This is a genomic window from Pseudomonas sp. MT3 (genome assembly GCF_054720805.1).
Map to the genome: position 1 here is coordinate 157,642 of NZ_JBTVPY010000009.1, position 14,694 is coordinate 172,335.

Sequence of the window (14,694 nt, forward strand, 5' to 3'; positions counted from 1 at the left end):
GATGTGGCAGCTGTTAGATTCAGTTTTTTGATAAGGAGATCAGCGATGCAGAAGGCAAAGATCGTTACAGCGCCGACACCTGAAAGGGGCGTTTACACGGCGACGACGAAGCACACGGGGACAAGCCAGCGGGATAGCCTGGAAGAGATCATGGTCAATCTCGCATCAGCTCTTGGAATCAAGGAAATTCACAAAGCCCTGACTGCCGGCTTTAGCTATATCTACGAGCCGCAGGGAAGGGCTGTAGGCCATTTCTTCCTGTACCAGAGTGCTACGAACACAATCCTGGAGCTTTCAAGGAAGGTCCTGGAGCAAGAGAAGGCGGCGAAGCACTAATTCGACTGGCTGCTGCCGACTGGTTGCTCCCCGGTGATGTGCCCGCCGATAGCAGGACCGAGGAGCAGGATCAGGTAGAATGCGCAGGCAAGCAGGGCGCCGATGAGGGTGGCTTTGCGCTTGGCGTTCATGGCCGCGGCTCCCGGCGGAAGAATCCCAGACGGTTCAGCGCGGCCTCGATGTCGAAGTCCTCGGCGCCCTTCGGAGCGCTGCCAAGGAGAAGGACTGCGAACTGCTCGCCGCGCGGGGGCTTGAACCCGAACGTGAGCTTCCGGCCATCCTCGGTCCAAGCGACCTTGTTGAAGGAACCAACGAATGTGGCGTCGCCGTCATTGAGTTCCACGGCGCACCCCCAGGCACTTCCGGCCTTTCTTGATGGTCAGCGCCATACGGCGCGGCAGGTTCTGCACCAGCGTCTCGCGCGGCAGGCCGAGAGCAGCGGCAAGATCGGCACCGGCCGGCATGATCAGGTCGGCGAGCTGGTCGTCAACGAGCGATTGCACAGGTCTGGTCGTCATTCCGGATCTCCTCAAGAAGGCGGTTTACGCGGCTGGCGGTGAGCTGGCGCTTGCGTTTGCGCGCCGCGTCCTCCGCCAGCCGGATGAAGTCGTCGTGCTGCTGATCGTCGAGCAGAGAAACGACGGTGTAGGCCTCGACCATTGCCCTGGCGGCCTCGGCGCTAGGCACAGCTCTGGTGCTGATCAGGTGAATCTCGCGTTCCAACATCCAGCGGGCTTTCTTCTTCGCCCAGTCGGCGTTGATCGTCGCTGTCGTCATCGCTGCATTCCTCGTCGAGCTCTTCGGGTTCAGGATCAGGGCCATCCCACAAGGGATCGCCGCGCAGGTCGTAGGCCGCCTGGGCGCCACGGAAGCGGGCGCGCCGGCGGTATTCGGAAAGCCACATGGCGTACCTCGCGAAAGGAGCGAACGTCCGGCGCTACCCGGAATGCGTCAGGTCTGGCCGCGGTGGGCGTGGCCCCGCGAATCGCCTGCAGGCGGAAAGAATGAAGGAGTGAATTACTGAAGGATGGGCAGGCTGCGGACGGGGCGCGCGAGGCGCTCGCAGCCCTTGTCGCCGTAGCCCTGCCAGCCATCCTCGAAGGCCATGATGAAGGCGCTGAGGGCGGAGTACTGCGTGCTCAGCCAATAGAATCGATCCTCGCGAAGGTCGGTGATCAGACCGGCGTGCTTGGCTGCCATCAGCAGCTGACCCTCCAGGCAGGATGGAATGTGTGCGGCCAGCGCCAGAACCTTCTTGGCGAGCTCGCTACCAGCCTCTGCCATAGCCTGGGTATTTGCCGCCCCGTCGATGTAGTGGGTGGCCACGTCCTGGCCGTACTCACCCCAGGCACCACTCGGCTCATGTTCGGGGCCGAGAAGGACCAGGGCGCGCTCCTGATCATTGACCCAATAGCGATCGATGAAGGTGCCTCCGGCAAATGGCTGCCCGCGGGCGGGAAGGTCTTTCGGATCAAGGAACTGAACAAGCGGCTTGATGGCGTAGGCGGCGATATCGGTCATGGTGCTCTCCAGAAGGACTGAAGTAATGAATCAATGGAGGATGAGAATCTTGCGGACGGGGCGCGCGAGGCGCTCGGTGCCCTTGACGTAGTAGTCCTGCCAGCCATCCTCGAAGTCCATGAGGAAGGCGTAGTCGGCGGAGTACTGCGTGCTGGTGTAGTACCAGGCATCCTCGCGCAGGTCGGTCAGGTAGCCGAGCTGCTTGGCGAACATCATTTGGTGCGATTCGAGCGCGGAGGGGATGAAGGCCTCCAGGACCAGCACCTTAGCGGCCAGCTCGCTACCGGCTTCGGCCATCGCGCGGGTGTTGGCTTCGCCGTCGCCGTGGTTGGTGGCCACGTCCTGGCCATACTCGCCCCAGACACCGGAGAGTTCGGTGTCGGCGCCGAGCGCCACCAGGGCGTATTCCTTGTCGCCGTACCACTGACGGGTAAAGAGGGTGCCGCCGGCGAACTGCTGGCCGAAGGCGGGGAGTTCAGATGCTTTGATGGATGCTGGAATGCTCATGGTCTGTCCTTGTGCTCGACTGGGCGGGGAAAAGAACCCGGCCGGAGCCGGGCAAAACCAAGGGGAATTGATGCTGGTAGGCATCCCGCTGCCGCCTCGGTGAAGCGGCAGAAGTGATGATGTGGCACCTGTTGCTCAAAACCGTTTCTTGGCGCTTTCATTCACTTCGCGCCGTCGGCGGTTCAGCTCAACGATCCTGGTTGTTTCCGCTTCATCCTCGATTGAGTCGAAGGCTGCGAGCACCAGGCGCGAATAGTCGCGCCCGTCACCCTTCAGGCTTGCCTGTCCGCGCTTTGGATTCGCTTTCATGCGGCCACCTCGAAGATGGTGCTCGACGCCGAAACCCCGAAGCGGGACCAGTTGGATGGCGAGTAGAACTGCACCACCTTCGCGATCTTTACGATGAACTCGGCGCCGAAGCGGAAGGTTTTGCCCTGATAGCTGCGCGGCATGGTCAGCTTCTTGTCGAAGCAGGAAGCCCCCACCACGCGCCCATCGCTCAAGCGGATCCCATGCTTCAGTGCGCGACCGCAGTGTTCGCAGTGGCATTCGCTTTCGTAACCAACAATGGATATTTGCCCCATCTTCTTGCCCTCCTGGGCTGTGTTCGTTGTCATCCCAAAGCGCCCTCTGTGGAAGGCGCTTCAGTGATGCATTGGTGCCGCGCGCACCTGCTGGGGTCTTGCGCGGCTGCATGCTCATCAAGCTGTCTGCTTCCAAGGCGGCCGATCGCCTGGCGAGCTTCGCGGGTGTGGGCTTCGAGCTTCCTGGTCACCACGGCTAATCGGCTGCGCTGCGGTGGTCATCGGTTCCTGGGTGAATGGAGCGCGCCTTACTGCAGCTCTGTTGCCCGAGTGATTGGGGCAGGGTTCGCGCTACTGCCGGCCCGTTCGCCGGCTGGTCTTCCTACTGCATGGTCTGGTCCCTCCTCTGTGTTTGTTCCGCGCCATGCTTTGGTGCCGGGTCTCCCAACCTCTCCCCGTCGCCGCTACTGGCGTCACGTCGGGTGGCTCGCATGGTTTGGCGTCCTCGCGATCTGGCGAGTCCGGCAGCTGTCCAGAGGCTGCATGGGCGACGGTTTAGCTTTTCCCCACCGGCTGGCGCCGGTACGTCGCTGGATTCGTCTGGTTCTTAAAGAACGGTCGGCTCGGTGGCCTGGCGCCGTGTTGTGGTGGCGTTGAGAGGAAGATAAGCCAATGCCTAATGTCTTGTAAATAGCCAATGCCTAATTTTGCCTAATAAATTCCGCGCGCACACAAAAAAGCCCGCGCTAGCGGGCTTCTGGTCGGAAAGGCTGGATAGTGGCAAAATGATCGTCTTTCTTCTTCAGCCAAGGAGTGGCCACACGATGACGAACCTTCCTCGTTTTCTCCGCCTTAATGGGCGCCCCGTTACCCTGTTGTTAGCGGGCCTCGCTGGGGCAATCCTGATTGACCCAATTGCATCGGCGCCTTACGAGCAGATTTCCTTGCCGTTCAAGCGCGCGCTGTATTTCGGTGCGCTTTCCATGACCGCGATTGGCGCCCTGTGGTGCAGCTGGAACGCCTGGCTTGAATATCGCTGGAGCAGGGGAGAGCTGAATGGGGGATGTGATGATTGCGGCGGCCACGTGCGCCACCTGTCCGGCCGATACGGTGCATACAGCAAGTGCCTGATGTGCGGCTCCAAACGGAACGGTTGGCATTGAAGCGGAAATAAGAAGTCCGCTCGCGGCGGGCTCAGGGCTCGGCGTCAGGTGGGGAGGGTGGCGCTGTAGTAGGTTCAGCGGCGGGAAGGGCGGCCGTCAGCTCAGTGCAGAGCCGGGAGGGAAGGGTAGGCAGAAACGAAAAGCCCCGCTCGGTGGCGGGGCTTTGGTCTCTCGCAAGGCTAGCTATCGCATTGGAGCTTTTCTTTCTCCCAGCGCTTGGCCAGTACCTCGAATTCTTGGAAAAGGGTATCGATCTGGTTCTGCCGGCGCAACTCCATGATGAATGCCTTCATGGCCTTCCAATCGCGCATGACCTGGCTGTATACGGCACGCTTATAGATGGCTTCATCTAATGCGCCTTCCCTTATGCCAAGGGCGATGAATTCGTAATTATTGATGATCGCCAGGATATGCCCTCGGTTCTCATCCTGCGATTTCTCCTTTGTGGCAAGCGATGTGAAGTCGCCTCCATTGCTGTGAATCGAACCCACAGCTTTCTTCGACTCGATCAGATTATGGTCGGTCTTTTGTGTCAGAAGGAGATCGATTGTTGCGCGCTGCCTGGCAAGCTTCTCGTTGTGGGCGATGGAGCGCCGAGAAAGCACCCCATTGGCGTAGATAGTGGCAACGGCGGCGGCTGCGCCAAGCAGTATCACCGCCGTTTGAATCCAAAACCCTATTGATTCACCGAGATATTTGGCTCCCTCCTGAGCCGATGACGCCTCCATTCAGTAGTCTTCCCATCCATCATTCAGTTTTCTGCGCATCGCACCACCCCAGTCGTTGGTTGATTTTTGGCGCCACTGTCTCGTGGCTTGATTGATTTATACCACACAGCAGGGAGTCCATTTGTGACATAGCGTCGTGACAGTGTTGCCTGTCGTCACAAACCGATCTCCAACAGCCACAGGTTAGACCATGTCATGGCTGGAAAGGTCACCCCCATGACCCTCCTTAACTATCGCCCTTCGCCTTTGCCGGCGGAGAGAGCAATTTTCGGAGCTTCCAGCCCGCCAACCCCATGACCGCTCCGCTGACGAGCTTCATGATGAGTGCGTCGTCACTGGGGTTGCGAAGCAGGAAAAGAGACACGCCGAACACCGCCACCGCTGAGACCAGAGCGGCAAGCCAGGCCTTCTTGAAAATCAGACCAATCACGATACCGATCACCCAGGCAATCGGATCAAGGAACGATGCAACGATCATTGCAAAGGTCGACATAGGCCAATCTCCAGTGATGAATCAGTTACCCATGATGATCTGGTATCGCCTCAGAAAAATTCCTTGAAAGCGAGCCAGCCAAAGAACGCAAGCGCCACGGACATCGTGATGTAGTCTTCTAGCTTGCCTGAGCGTTCGAAAATTCCGCCAATAAGTGCGCATGCGCAGCAGGCCACCATCCCGACAACGAAAAGCTCGCCCCCTTTCCCGGTTCCCAGGTAGTACAGGACATCGATGGCGATTAGTGCCAGGCCGGAAAAGAACGCCCAGCCGAGTGCCTGTTTCATTGCTCGACGATCTCCCTATGCCACTTCTGAAGCAGGATCCGTTATCTGCCGGTAGATCACGAGAAAAACGGCCTGAGGATCGCCCAGTAGAGCGGCCAGATGACAGAAAGGAACTCGTTCACTGGGATAGCGATCATCCAGTTCCACCAGTTGTAGTGGTAGCCGTCGAAGAACGTCAGCTTGATGAAGGTTCCGACATTCCCGGTCCAGTAGATTGACCAGAGAACGACTTTCAGCCAGTCCATTGCCACTCCTTGTCTGCCTATAGATCACTGCCACGCGAGATGACCTGGCTACATCGAGCCGCCGCGCCAGATGGCCGCGCTAAAGCCATGTCTGGGCTTGAGGCGCAGCATCAGCTAGCGTCGAGCTCAGCTTTAAGCCGATTTGCAGATTGCTCGTAGGCTTCTTCAAATGCTGACCTGTCCTGATCGGATAGATGATCGAGATAATCAAGCCATGCGATATACATTTCGGAAAGCTGGTGCTTCAGCTCTGGCTTGCTCGCCACCTCAGCTTTGTAAAGCAGCTTTCCCTTTTCTTTTGCTCCGTCCACGCAAGTGCGTATAGCTTCAAGTCGGGAGTGGAATGCCTTGGACCAATTCTTGCTGCCTTCGCCAAATTCCTTCGCGGCAGCATCAACCTCGGTCTGTTGATACATGTCATCGATGGTGCAAACTGCTGGAAGCCCGGTCATTTTTTCGATGTACGTCGGCTCAGCGAGTGCAGCGCCAGTCCAGGCGCATGCGCTTATCAGAGAGATGGACTGGACCAGGTAAATTCCGGCAAGTCGTCGCGTCGTCATATCAGCGCTTCCCCGGCTGACCATTGGTCATCACGTACCGTTTGACCTTGTTGTCCTTGTCGAAGAGTACCGTCAGGTTCTGCTGCTCCATGCCGGTCCCGAACGGCCCTACGTAGACGTAGAACCAGATTGCCTGCAGATTCCCTTCGGAGTCGAAGGACTGGGAAAGCGGGTTGCCAAATCGTTCGATCATCTGATCGAAGGTCGTTTGTCCTTGGACGATCTGACGTACATCCTCTTGCTCAATGGGCGTCCCCCGGCTGGCACAGCCGGTCAGGGTGATCAATAGCGCTGCGATAGCGATTGCTCGCATGGGACCTCCTTGTGAAATGGCTAGATCTAGAACCAGAACGGACGGTCTTCTTCTGGGTCTTTTTCCCTGTCCTTCTTGGTTCTCGGCATGAGGCCAAGATGAGGGCGCATCTCTCGCTTCTCAGTTGGCAGACCTTGGACGATTTCCTCCAACCTATGCACGGTTCCAATGGTGGTTCGTCCCTCGTTGCAGGCCTTTTCGATTGCGGCAAGAGCGGCCTTCAGCCTGGCCTCGTATGCAATGTACGGATCGAGCCCCGGTGTATCTGTCAGCAGATAGCGAATCAACGCACGGCGTGAGGGGGAGGCCGGATCGGAATCAGTCATCGCCTTTTCTGGTAGCCCAAGCTTGATCTCGATCTCCTGGGCGAGATCAACGAGATCATCAATCGATCCTTCCAGATTCGCGATGGCATGGATGCGGTCCACCGGCATGCCAAGCAGATTGGATAGCCATGAGAGCTCTCGATCACCGCTTTTGTATTCAGTGAGCGCGTGGATGTTCTGGATGATGGTCCGAACCCGCTCGGCGTCTTCAGGTAGCGCCAGGGTTTCGTAGTGGCTGGCAGCCTTGCTCACGAAATCGTTTGCCTTGCTTTGGAAATAGTCGGCTCTGAATTTCGGTCCACCGGCATGTGATTGAGACTCCGAAAACCCAGAACCAACCCCCAGCAATTCCGCTTCCGCAGGATTTAGCCCCCAATGCTCGGGGCCAACAACGTCGGAAAAGTACTTCATCACATCGATCAGCTTCGATTTATCGATGCGTCCATTTTTGACCCAGCCCTGGATTGAGGGCGGCTTTACCCCGAACGCTTCAGCAAGGGCATTCTTGGCGATTTTTTTCTTTATTCGGGCGGCCTCGATGGCGGCTCCGAGTTCTGGTCCTGTAAGCATTGCCTAATATGGCCTTTCAATTAGCTGGTTAGGCAATGGCTTGTCAATTTATTAGCCAATGCCTTATTCTGTTCTCCAGATCAACTGGAGAACACTCCTATGACCCCAACCGAAGCGATGGAAGCGGCTGCCAGGATTGTTGGCGGTAAAGCCAAATTGGCTCGCCTCCTTGGTGTTCGCGCCCCGACTGTCAGTCAGTGGTGCTCTGGCCTGAGGCCAGTTCCAGCCGCGCGCGCTGCTCTAATTGAGGAGCTCGCAGGCGGCCAGGTGAGCAGGGCGGATTTGTGCCCCGAGTTCCCCTGGCAAAAGCTGGCGTCCTGACCATGTCCACGCCTCAATTGAACCCTGAGCAGGAAGCAAGGGCCCGCAAGATCTACAGCCTTGTCGTGCAGCGTCTTGCATCGGTCGGCAACGCGCCGGTGGCGCTTGCAGTGGGTTGCGACGAGTCGACGATCAGCAGGATGAAGCCGGAGAAGTTCCTGGAGTTCGCCCGCATCCTCGCCGTGCTGGACCTGAAGGTCGTGGGCAGCGAGATGAAGTGCTTCAACGAGAAGGAGATCGGCGCGATCTTGCACTTGGCGAAGTCGAAGCTCTCCGAAGTAGAGAGCGTCGAGCAGCTGGAGTGGGATTGACGTGCTTGCCAATCGTCCGGTGTCCGAAGTCCTTGACGAGGTCCTGCAGGGGCTCGGTGGTACTGCTCCAGTTCCTGCCGGCGATATCGCATTCCATCAGCAGATGGCCCTGCAGGCTGCCCGCCTGATCAAGCAGAGCTACAGCCCTATCGCGAAAGAGAAAGCCCGCCGGGAATGCCTTGCGCATCTCCGAGCGTCGCTGTGTAGGCCGAAGGAGGCCTCAAATGTCGCTTCCTGAACCACTTGTTCCGCCGGATGTTGATCTGCGCGGACTGTCTTTCATGCCACTGGATGTGGCCAGGTTGCGCGACAGCGACTTGGCGATCGAGGCCACTGGCGATGAATTCCGCGCCGCAGTTCTGCTGTGGTGCGCATCCTGGGGACAGGTTCCAGCCGGTTCTCTACCCAATTCCGACACAGCTCTTGCTACCTATGCCGGGTATGGCCGAAGCGATATCAAGGGCTGGCGCAAGGTCCGTGAGGGTGCATTGAGGGGCTTTATCGAGTGCTCCGATGGCCGTCTTTACCACCCGGTAGTGGCCGAGAAAGCTATCGAGGCCTGGGCCGAGCGCGTTGAGTATCGCGAGGCCAAGGACAACGAGAAAGCCCGGAAACAGAAGGAGCGCGAGGACCGCAAGCGGATGTTCGATGCGCTCCGGGCAGTTGGAATCGTCCTGCCCTGGAACACCCATACGTCCGAGCTCAGGTCACGTTTAGAGAAGATCGTTAAACCTGTGACAGGTCACGAACCAGTCACTGTGACAGGTCACGAACCAGTCACTGTGACAGGTCACGCACCTGACACGGCTAAGACAGGGACAGGGACAGGGACAGGGATTAAAGATCAAGAGCTAAGTCCATCTGACGATGGACTCGTTGACGCTGCGCCTCAACCGGACCAGTCGAACGACCAAGACCTGTTCGAACCCGACCAACCTGAAAACCTCAACGGCCACCAGCACGGGATCAAACCGTGCCCAGCCCAGGCCATCGCAGACCTGTACCACCGAACGCTGCCAGAGCTGCCAGCGGTAGCCCTGCTCAACGACAATCGTCGACGCCACCTGCAAGCCAGATGGCGAGAGCACGAAGCCCACCGCTCGATGGAGTTCTGGCAGGAGCTGTTCGAAACCGTCAGGGCATCACCGTTCCTGATGGGCAACGTTCCTGGCCGCAACGGCGGGAAACCATTCCGTGCCACGTTCGACTGGATCATCGCGCCGTCGAACTTCGTGAAGATCGTCGAGGGGAATTACCATGCGTGACCCGTTCAGCCTGGAAGCCGAGCAGGGCGTCCTGGGCGCCATGCTGCTGCGCAACGAACTCATCGACGTGCTGTCGGCCGACCTGACGCCCGAGGATTTCTACTGGCCGGAGAACGGCGACCTGTACCGTGCCATCCTGGCTCTGCACAGCGACAGCCAGCCGGCCGACATCGTGACCGTCGGTGAATTCCTGGGCGACCGGTACCAGGTCCAGACCACCGATGGCCTGATCACCGGACTGGCCTACATCGCCAAGATCATCCAGGGCACGCCGAGTGTTGCCAACGCCGGAACCTACTCGCGGATCGTTCGGGAGCGTGCGGTTGACCGAGCCCTCGCTGCTGCTGGTGACCGCCTGCACGAGCTGGCCCACAGCGATGCGACCCAGGCCGACAAGGTCGGCGCTGCCCAGGCGATGGTCATGGCTCTGGATTCGAAAATCTCGACGCACGAAGTCCGCCATGCCGCTGACGTGCTGACCGACCACATCGAGGAGCTGCAGCGCCGCTCCGACCTCGGTGGCAAACTGGACGGCCTGGCCACCGGTATCGGCGACCTGGACCAGCGCCTGATGGGCATGAAGCCCGGCGACATGATCGTCATTGCTGGCCGTCCGGCGATGGGCAAGACCGCCTTGGCGATCAACATCGCCGAGCACGTCGCCTGCGAGATTGGGGATTCGGCCCTGGTGGTCTCGCTGGAAATGACCAACGGCGGCCTGATGGACCGCATCCTGGCTTCGCTCGGGCGCATCCCGCTCACCGCGATCAAGGACGGTTCTGCACCGGCTGATCACTACGCTGAACTGAACTCTGCCTCGCTGAAGGTCAAGCGCTCGAAGTTGTACATGGCCGACCGCCCAGGGCTGAACGCGGCCCGCCTGCGCGCTCTGGCTCGGCGCCACAAGCAGCGCCACGGGCTGAGCCTGCTGGTGGTGGACTACCTGCAGCTGCTGGAGAGCTCCGGCAAGTCGAGCCGTACCGAGGACGTCAGCGACATGTCCCGCCAATGCAAGCTGCTGGCGATGGAGCTTGGAATCCCGGTCATCGTTCTGTCCCAGCTCAACCGCTCGCTGGAGCAGCGCCCGAACAAGCGCCCGATGATGTCCGACCTGCGCGAATCCGGCGCCATCGAGCAGGACGCCGACGTGATCATGTTCGTGTACCGCGACGAGGTGTATCACCCGGAGACCCAGTACAAGGGGATCGCCGAGGTGATCATCGGCAAGCACCGCAACGGCGAGCCGTGCACCGTGCGTTGCGCCTTCCTGGGCAAATACTCGCGTTTCGAGCAGTTGGCGCCTGGAGCGCTGGAGGAGCTGGATTTCGACGAGCATCCGCAGCCGGCCAAGGTCACCAGCATGGCCAGTCGGTACCGGGGCATGAAGGGAGGTCATGCCAATGACTGACCTGCGCCCCGTGCTCTTCACGGTACCCGGCGAGCCGGTGGGGAAGGGAAGGCCGAGACTGAGTACCCGGCATGGTTTCACGCGCATGCACTCCAGCGACAAGACCATCAACTACGAGGGGCTGATCGCGCACGCCGGACACCAGGCCATGCTGGGTCGCGCCCTGATCGAAGGGCCGGTGCTGGTGGAGCTGGATATCGCCCTGAGCATCCCTCAATCCATGTCGAAAAAGCGGAAGGCCCAGGCACTGGCCGGGCAGCTGTACCCCACCAAGAAACCGGACGCGGATAACGTGATTAAAGCGATTTTCGACGGCCTGAACGGTGTCGTCTGGAAGGATGACGTCCAGGTCGTGAAGGCGATGGTGGGGAAGCGCTATGGCGAAACGCCGGGCGTGCGAGTGAAAGTCGTCCCTCTCCTCGAGGGCGAGCAGTGACCACAGAAAACCACAGGGGAGAGCCGAAATGAGACTGATCAGCGCACGCCAAGCCTGGCACGACTGCATGTACGAGAACCGCGACTCAGTCCTCGCCGTGGACGCGGAGAAGGCGAAGCTCGGCAAGCGGGGGCGGGTGGCCAACGAGACGCACCCGGACCGCAAGGACACCAACGGGCGCACCGCCCACATGTTGGCGGCCGGTCTGGTGCAGGCCGCTATCGGCACGCTACCGAAGCCGCTGCAGCACTTCGGGCATACGCTGTACTCGCCCATCGCCAACGGCCAGGACCTGAACATCGCTCACTCCCTGGTCTGGTTCACTGCCGAATTGCCGGCATGCTCGCAGCGGCGCCAGGAAATCGCCTACTGGATGGCCTTGGCCGCGATCAAGAGCCACAAGGCAGCGGTCAACGGGCGCGATACATGGGCGCCGGGTCAGGTCTGCGAGTTCGTTCGCGATTGGTACGGAGCCGGGCCGAGCATTCCGCATTGGGCTCGAGACTGGGCTGGCATCTGGGAGCGTTTGGCCAAGGCCGTCGATCAACTCGACGCGAAGGCGCTGGCGCCGGTGGCGCAGGTGGTCGCGAAGCAAAGCGGGCTTCGCCGGGGGCCTGGCTGGCGCTGGCTACAGACGGATCGTGACGTGGTAGCTGAACAGCGCGCCGAGCGGTACGCGGTACGCCGTGATCACCACCAGCAACGCCTAGCCGAACGTCTGCGCAGCATGTCCGACCAACAACTGGCGGCATGGGCGGCACGGATGAAGGGTTACAGCGCGGCATACCGCGAAGAGTGGGGTGACGACATCCTGGAACAGCCCCATGTGCATCGCCGGTACCACGACCGCGTGGCGGCCTACTGGAGCCAGAAAGAGCGCCTGAAGCACGCTGCTTGACGACTTGGTGAGCATTTCGATACTGTTTCGCCATTGTGCACAGTTGCACCCAAGCACCAGAACACACAGAAACCCGGCCTCCGTGCCGGGTTTTTTGTTGCCTGAGGAAAGCACCACACCAGGGCTGCGCAACGTACGCAGCCCATCTGCCTGAACACGCCCTGGAGATCGCCCCATGTCCGAAGCCGGAGCCGTTGCAGTTGCTGGCGCCGTCGGATTCGGCGGCGGTTACCTGCTGGGCATCGACGTCAATGCCCTGATCGGCGCCTTCGCCGGCGCCATGTTCTTCGTCGTCCAGGCCAAGGACCTGTCGGTGCTGACCCGCATCGGCTACTTCCTGGTGTCCTGGATCTTCGGTTACTACATCGCCGGCGAGCTCGTCGGCAAACAATGGGTGGAGACCTCTGGCTTGGTGGCCGGGCTTGGAGCCCTGTTGTGCGTCTACGTGGGCATCAGCTTGCTTGAGTGGGTGCAAGGGGGGAAGACGCCTGGCTGGCTCCGCTTCGTCGCGGGCCGCTTCGGAGGTCGAGATGATCGCGATGGTCGGAATGGTTGATCCGTGGGCCCTTGTCGCTGCTGTCATCTGCAGCGCCATCTGCGTTCGCATCGCCAGCTACCGCCGGCAGGGTGCGCGCTACCGCGCTGGCGTTTCGCTACTGGCTTACCTGCTGTCGGTGGGCTCTGGCTGCTACTCCCTGACGTTTTTCCTGGACTTGCTGCGTGGCCACCCTCACTACAGCCTGTCGCCTTGGCTGCTGATCATCCTGCTGGTGCTGGCGGTCCTGGTCTTCAAGGCGCGTGGCAACGTGGCGCGCATCGTCCGCATTGACTGGAGCGAACACTGGGACGGAGTGGATCGCCGCCGGCATCCCTAACCTGAGGTCCCTATGGCGCTGAACAAGAAGCGGCGCCTGTTCGTCGAGGAGTACCTGGTCGACCTCAACGCGACGCAGGCAGCCATCCGAGCCGGGTACGCCCCGAAGCGCGCGGCAGAAATGGGCTACGAGCTGCTCCGCGTGCCGGAGGTGGCCGAAGCGATCGCCGAGGCTATGGCCGAGCGGTCGAAGCGCACTGAGGTCTCCGCCGACTACGTCGTCCGCCGCCTGCGCGAGATCGACGAGATGGACGTGCTGGATATCCACGAGGATGACGGCAGCTTCAAGCCGATCCGCGAATGGCCCAAGGTCTGGCGCCAGTTCCTGTCCGGCATCGAGGTCGCCGAGCTGTTTGAAGGCCGTGGTGATGACCGCCGAATCGCCGGCGTTCTCCGCAAGGTCAAGTGGCCGGACAAGCTCCGCAACCTGGAGCTGCTGAGCCGGCACGTCGGCACCGAGTCGGCCGCGCTGGACATCGAGCTGAAGCGCCTGGAAGTGGCGAAGAAGCGCGCCGAGCTGAAGCTGCTGGAGAACCCCGAGGACGATGCGCCGCCGACCAGCGTCGCGGTGACCATCATCGACGCGAGGGTGCGCGATGCCGACGCTGAATAGGCCTCAGGCGAAGTTTCTTGCCCTGCCGCACAAGTTCTGCGGCTTCGTGGCTGGATTCGGGTGCCTGCGAGGAAGCACTCTGGTTATGACTGAGTTTGGGCCTATGCCCATTCAGGAAATCGATCGGCCAATGCACGTTCTATCGTGGTCGGCTGTGAATAATCGATTTGAGCTTGCTCTAAGTGGTGGTGCGTACCCAAAAGGTGCGGCGACTCTATTCCGAGTCGTGACGCAGCGAGGAGAATTTGTAGCAAGCGGACATCACCGCGTTCTCTGCGCTGACGGTAGCTATCGACGCGTGGATATGCTGGTCGCAGGTGTGAAGGTATCTGCATCTTCGCAAAGCCTTCTTCAGACCAATTTGGCCGCAGTCCCGAAATCGTGGCACGCAGGTGATCAGCATTCGAATCAAAGACTCGCAGATTCTCTGGGTCGTTATGCAGATGAAGCCCGTCAATATGGTCAACGACTTCTGACGGAAGCAGGTATCGACCAATCTTCTGTTCCGCAATCAGTCGGTGCTGGAACATCAAGCCAGTCTTCCTTGCTTGGGGATGGTCTGGCGGAGCCTGGACCAGCGCATAGCCGTCCAGATCAACAATCCTGCCAGCCTGATAGCTATGGTTCAGCTCGCCAAACCTGCCGCCGCGAGACAGTCGGCCAGCATTGTGAGTGCGCAGAGTGTTCTGCACATGTTTGTCACTGCATCCAAGCAGGGCTGCGATCTCTGCAGAAGTCCGACCCGCGCCTGCAAGGTCAAGAATCTGCTGCTTCAAGCTTGGCCGAGGAGCAGGTTTCGTTCGCTGCTTCAGCGTTAGGCCGTACCTCTCAATGCAGCGATAAACATGGCTGCGCTCACATCCTGCAAGCTTCGCAACTTCGGATGCACTGCGATCAGGATGGGCAAGATCACAAATCTTCTGGTCTAGAGGCGTCATATCAAAGCTCCGCAATCGAATCCTGCTACATTTTAAGCGTTGTCGCCCTCGATGTTG

Annotated in this window: 27 protein-coding genes; 11 read left to right on the plus strand and 16 right to left on the minus strand. The window is 60.0% G+C overall.

Going from position 1 to position 14,694, the window contains the following annotated elements; translation table 11 throughout:
* Positions 1–45: 45 nt before the first annotated feature.
* Positions 46–336: a hypothetical protein gene (locus ACYCAX_RS11570; RefSeq protein WP_460248040.1), complete on the plus strand. Its 291-nt coding sequence runs from the start codon at positions 46–48 to the stop codon at positions 334–336.
* Here the strand turns inward: ACYCAX_RS11570 and ACYCAX_RS11575 are convergent.
* The 8 genes from ACYCAX_RS11575 to ACYCAX_RS11610 form a co-directional block, all read right to left on the minus strand.
* Entirely contained in the window at positions 333–467 is a 135-nt protein-coding gene (locus ACYCAX_RS11575; protein WP_460248041.1) for a hypothetical protein, read from the minus strand. The two genes, ACYCAX_RS11570 and ACYCAX_RS11575, sit on opposite strands and share 4 nt — an antisense overlap.
* The gene (locus tag ACYCAX_RS11580; RefSeq protein WP_460248042.1) at positions 464–679 is read right to left on the minus strand and encodes a hypothetical protein; all 216 of its coding nucleotides are present in this window, start codon (positions 677–679) and stop codon (positions 464–466) included. The genes ACYCAX_RS11575 and ACYCAX_RS11580 overlap by 4 nt, the downstream gene beginning before the upstream one ends.
* Complete coding sequence (locus ACYCAX_RS11585) at positions 666–854, minus strand: hypothetical protein (protein WP_460248043.1); 189 nt, start codon at positions 852–854, stop codon at positions 666–668. Before ACYCAX_RS11585 ends, ACYCAX_RS11580 begins: the two co-directional genes overlap by 14 nt.
* Entirely contained in the window at positions 823–1,158 is a 336-nt protein-coding gene (locus tag ACYCAX_RS11590) for a hypothetical protein (RefSeq protein WP_460248044.1), read from the minus strand. Before ACYCAX_RS11590 ends, ACYCAX_RS11585 begins: the two co-directional genes overlap by 32 nt.
* A gap of 195 nt (positions 1,159–1,353) precedes the next feature.
* On the minus strand, positions 1,354–1,857 hold the full coding sequence (locus tag ACYCAX_RS11595) for a hypothetical protein (protein ID WP_460248045.1): 504 nt from the start codon (positions 1,855–1,857) through the stop codon (positions 1,354–1,356).
* 30 nt (positions 1,858–1,887) lie between these two features.
* Positions 1,888–2,364, minus strand: coding sequence for a hypothetical protein (locus ACYCAX_RS11600; RefSeq protein ID WP_460248046.1), 477 nt, complete (start codon positions 2,362–2,364; stop codon positions 1,888–1,890).
* A gap of 135 nt (positions 2,365–2,499) precedes the next feature.
* Entirely contained in the window at positions 2,500–2,673 is a 174-nt protein-coding gene (locus ACYCAX_RS11605; RefSeq protein ID WP_460248047.1) for a hypothetical protein, read from the minus strand.
* On the minus strand, positions 2,670–2,948 hold the full coding sequence (locus tag ACYCAX_RS11610; RefSeq protein ID WP_460248048.1) for a hypothetical protein: 279 nt from the start codon (positions 2,946–2,948) through the stop codon (positions 2,670–2,672). Before ACYCAX_RS11610 ends, ACYCAX_RS11605 begins: the two co-directional genes overlap by 4 nt.
* 764 nt (positions 2,949–3,712) lie before the next feature.
* On the opposite strand from ACYCAX_RS11610, the gene ACYCAX_RS11615 reads away from it, so the two are divergent.
* Entirely contained in the window at positions 3,713–4,051 is a 339-nt protein-coding gene (locus ACYCAX_RS11615) for a hypothetical protein (protein WP_460248049.1), read from the plus strand.
* 179 nt (positions 4,052–4,230) lie between these two features.
* Here ACYCAX_RS11615 and ACYCAX_RS11620 read toward each other — a convergent pair whose 3' ends face one another.
* From ACYCAX_RS11620 to ACYCAX_RS11650, 7 genes are all read right to left on the minus strand, one after another.
* Positions 4,231–4,779 carry a DUF4760 domain-containing protein gene (locus tag ACYCAX_RS11620; protein WP_460248050.1) on the minus strand — a complete coding sequence of 183 codons (549 nt, stop codon included), beginning with the start codon at positions 4,777–4,779 and terminating at the stop codon, positions 4,231–4,233.
* Positions 4,780–5,005: 226 nt separating this feature from the next.
* Complete coding sequence (locus ACYCAX_RS11625; protein WP_460248051.1) at positions 5,006–5,272, minus strand: hypothetical protein; 267 nt, start codon at positions 5,270–5,272, stop codon at positions 5,006–5,008.
* Between the two features lie 50 nt (positions 5,273–5,322).
* Positions 5,323–5,559: a hypothetical protein gene (locus ACYCAX_RS11630; RefSeq protein WP_460248052.1), complete on the minus strand. Its 237-nt coding sequence runs from the start codon at positions 5,557–5,559 to the stop codon at positions 5,323–5,325.
* 56 nt (positions 5,560–5,615) lie between these two features.
* Entirely contained in the window at positions 5,616–5,804 is a 189-nt protein-coding gene (locus tag ACYCAX_RS11635) for a hypothetical protein (protein WP_460248053.1), read from the minus strand.
* 110 nt (positions 5,805–5,914) lie between these two features.
* A complete protein-coding gene (locus ACYCAX_RS11640) occupies positions 5,915–6,364 on the minus strand; it encodes a hypothetical protein (protein WP_460248054.1) in 450 nt (149 codons plus the stop codon).
* 1 nt (position 6,365) lies between these two features.
* The gene (locus tag ACYCAX_RS11645; protein ID WP_460248055.1) at positions 6,366–6,677 is read right to left on the minus strand and encodes an outer membrane protein assembly factor BamE; all 312 of its coding nucleotides are present in this window, start codon (positions 6,675–6,677) and stop codon (positions 6,366–6,368) included.
* A 26-nt stretch (positions 6,678–6,703) separates the two neighbouring features.
* Positions 6,704–7,573, minus strand: a complete 870-nt coding sequence (locus ACYCAX_RS11650; RefSeq protein WP_460248056.1) for a hypothetical protein — start codon at positions 7,571–7,573, stop codon at positions 6,704–6,706.
* Between the two features lie 117 nt (positions 7,574–7,690).
* Between ACYCAX_RS11650 and ACYCAX_RS11655 the strand changes: the two genes are divergently transcribed.
* The 9 genes from ACYCAX_RS11655 to ACYCAX_RS11695 all read left to right on the plus strand — a co-directional run bounded on the left by ACYCAX_RS11655 (position 7,691) and on the right by ACYCAX_RS11695 (position 13,699).
* Positions 7,691–7,894, plus strand: coding sequence for a Cro/CI family transcriptional regulator (locus ACYCAX_RS11655; RefSeq protein WP_460248097.1), 204 nt, complete (start codon positions 7,691–7,693; stop codon positions 7,892–7,894).
* A 2-nt stretch (positions 7,895–7,896) separates the two neighbouring features.
* Entirely contained in the window at positions 7,897–8,205 is a 309-nt protein-coding gene (locus ACYCAX_RS11660; RefSeq protein ID WP_460248057.1) for a CII family transcriptional regulator, read from the plus strand.
* Positions 8,206–8,429: 224 nt separating this feature from the next.
* Positions 8,430–9,470 carry a hypothetical protein gene (locus ACYCAX_RS11665; protein ID WP_460248058.1) on the plus strand — a complete coding sequence of 347 codons (1,041 nt, stop codon included), beginning with the start codon at positions 8,430–8,432 and terminating at the stop codon, positions 9,468–9,470.
* Complete coding sequence (dnaB, locus tag ACYCAX_RS11670; protein ID WP_460248059.1) at positions 9,463–10,878, plus strand: replicative DNA helicase; 1,416 nt, start codon at positions 9,463–9,465, stop codon at positions 10,876–10,878. The genes ACYCAX_RS11665 and dnaB overlap by 8 nt, the downstream gene beginning before the upstream one ends.
* Positions 10,871–11,314 carry a RusA family crossover junction endodeoxyribonuclease gene (locus ACYCAX_RS11675; protein ID WP_460248060.1) on the plus strand — a complete coding sequence of 148 codons (444 nt, stop codon included), beginning with the start codon at positions 10,871–10,873 and terminating at the stop codon, positions 11,312–11,314. The genes dnaB and ACYCAX_RS11675 overlap by 8 nt, the downstream gene beginning before the upstream one ends.
* A gap of 28 nt (positions 11,315–11,342) precedes the next feature.
* Complete coding sequence (locus tag ACYCAX_RS11680; RefSeq protein ID WP_460248061.1) at positions 11,343–12,212, plus strand: hypothetical protein; 870 nt, start codon at positions 11,343–11,345, stop codon at positions 12,210–12,212.
* A gap of 175 nt (positions 12,213–12,387) precedes the next feature.
* Entirely contained in the window at positions 12,388–12,768 is a 381-nt protein-coding gene (locus ACYCAX_RS11685; RefSeq protein WP_460248062.1) for a putative holin, read from the plus strand.
* Positions 12,761–13,087 (plus strand): phage holin family protein, encoded by a 327-nt coding sequence (locus tag ACYCAX_RS11690; protein ID WP_460248063.1) that lies wholly within the window; start codon positions 12,761–12,763, stop codon positions 13,085–13,087. The genes ACYCAX_RS11685 and ACYCAX_RS11690 overlap by 8 nt, the downstream gene beginning before the upstream one ends.
* Before the next feature lie 12 nt (positions 13,088–13,099).
* Positions 13,100–13,699: a terminase small subunit gene (locus ACYCAX_RS11695; protein WP_460248064.1), complete on the plus strand. Its 600-nt coding sequence runs from the start codon at positions 13,100–13,102 to the stop codon at positions 13,697–13,699.
* A 101-nt stretch (positions 13,700–13,800) separates the two neighbouring features.
* Here the strand turns inward: ACYCAX_RS11695 and ACYCAX_RS11700 are convergent, their stop codons facing one another.
* The gene (locus tag ACYCAX_RS11700) at positions 13,801–14,637 is read right to left on the minus strand and encodes an HNH endonuclease (RefSeq protein ID WP_079980299.1); all 837 of its coding nucleotides are present in this window, start codon (positions 14,635–14,637) and stop codon (positions 13,801–13,803) included.
* Positions 14,638–14,694: the final 57 nt, after the last annotated feature.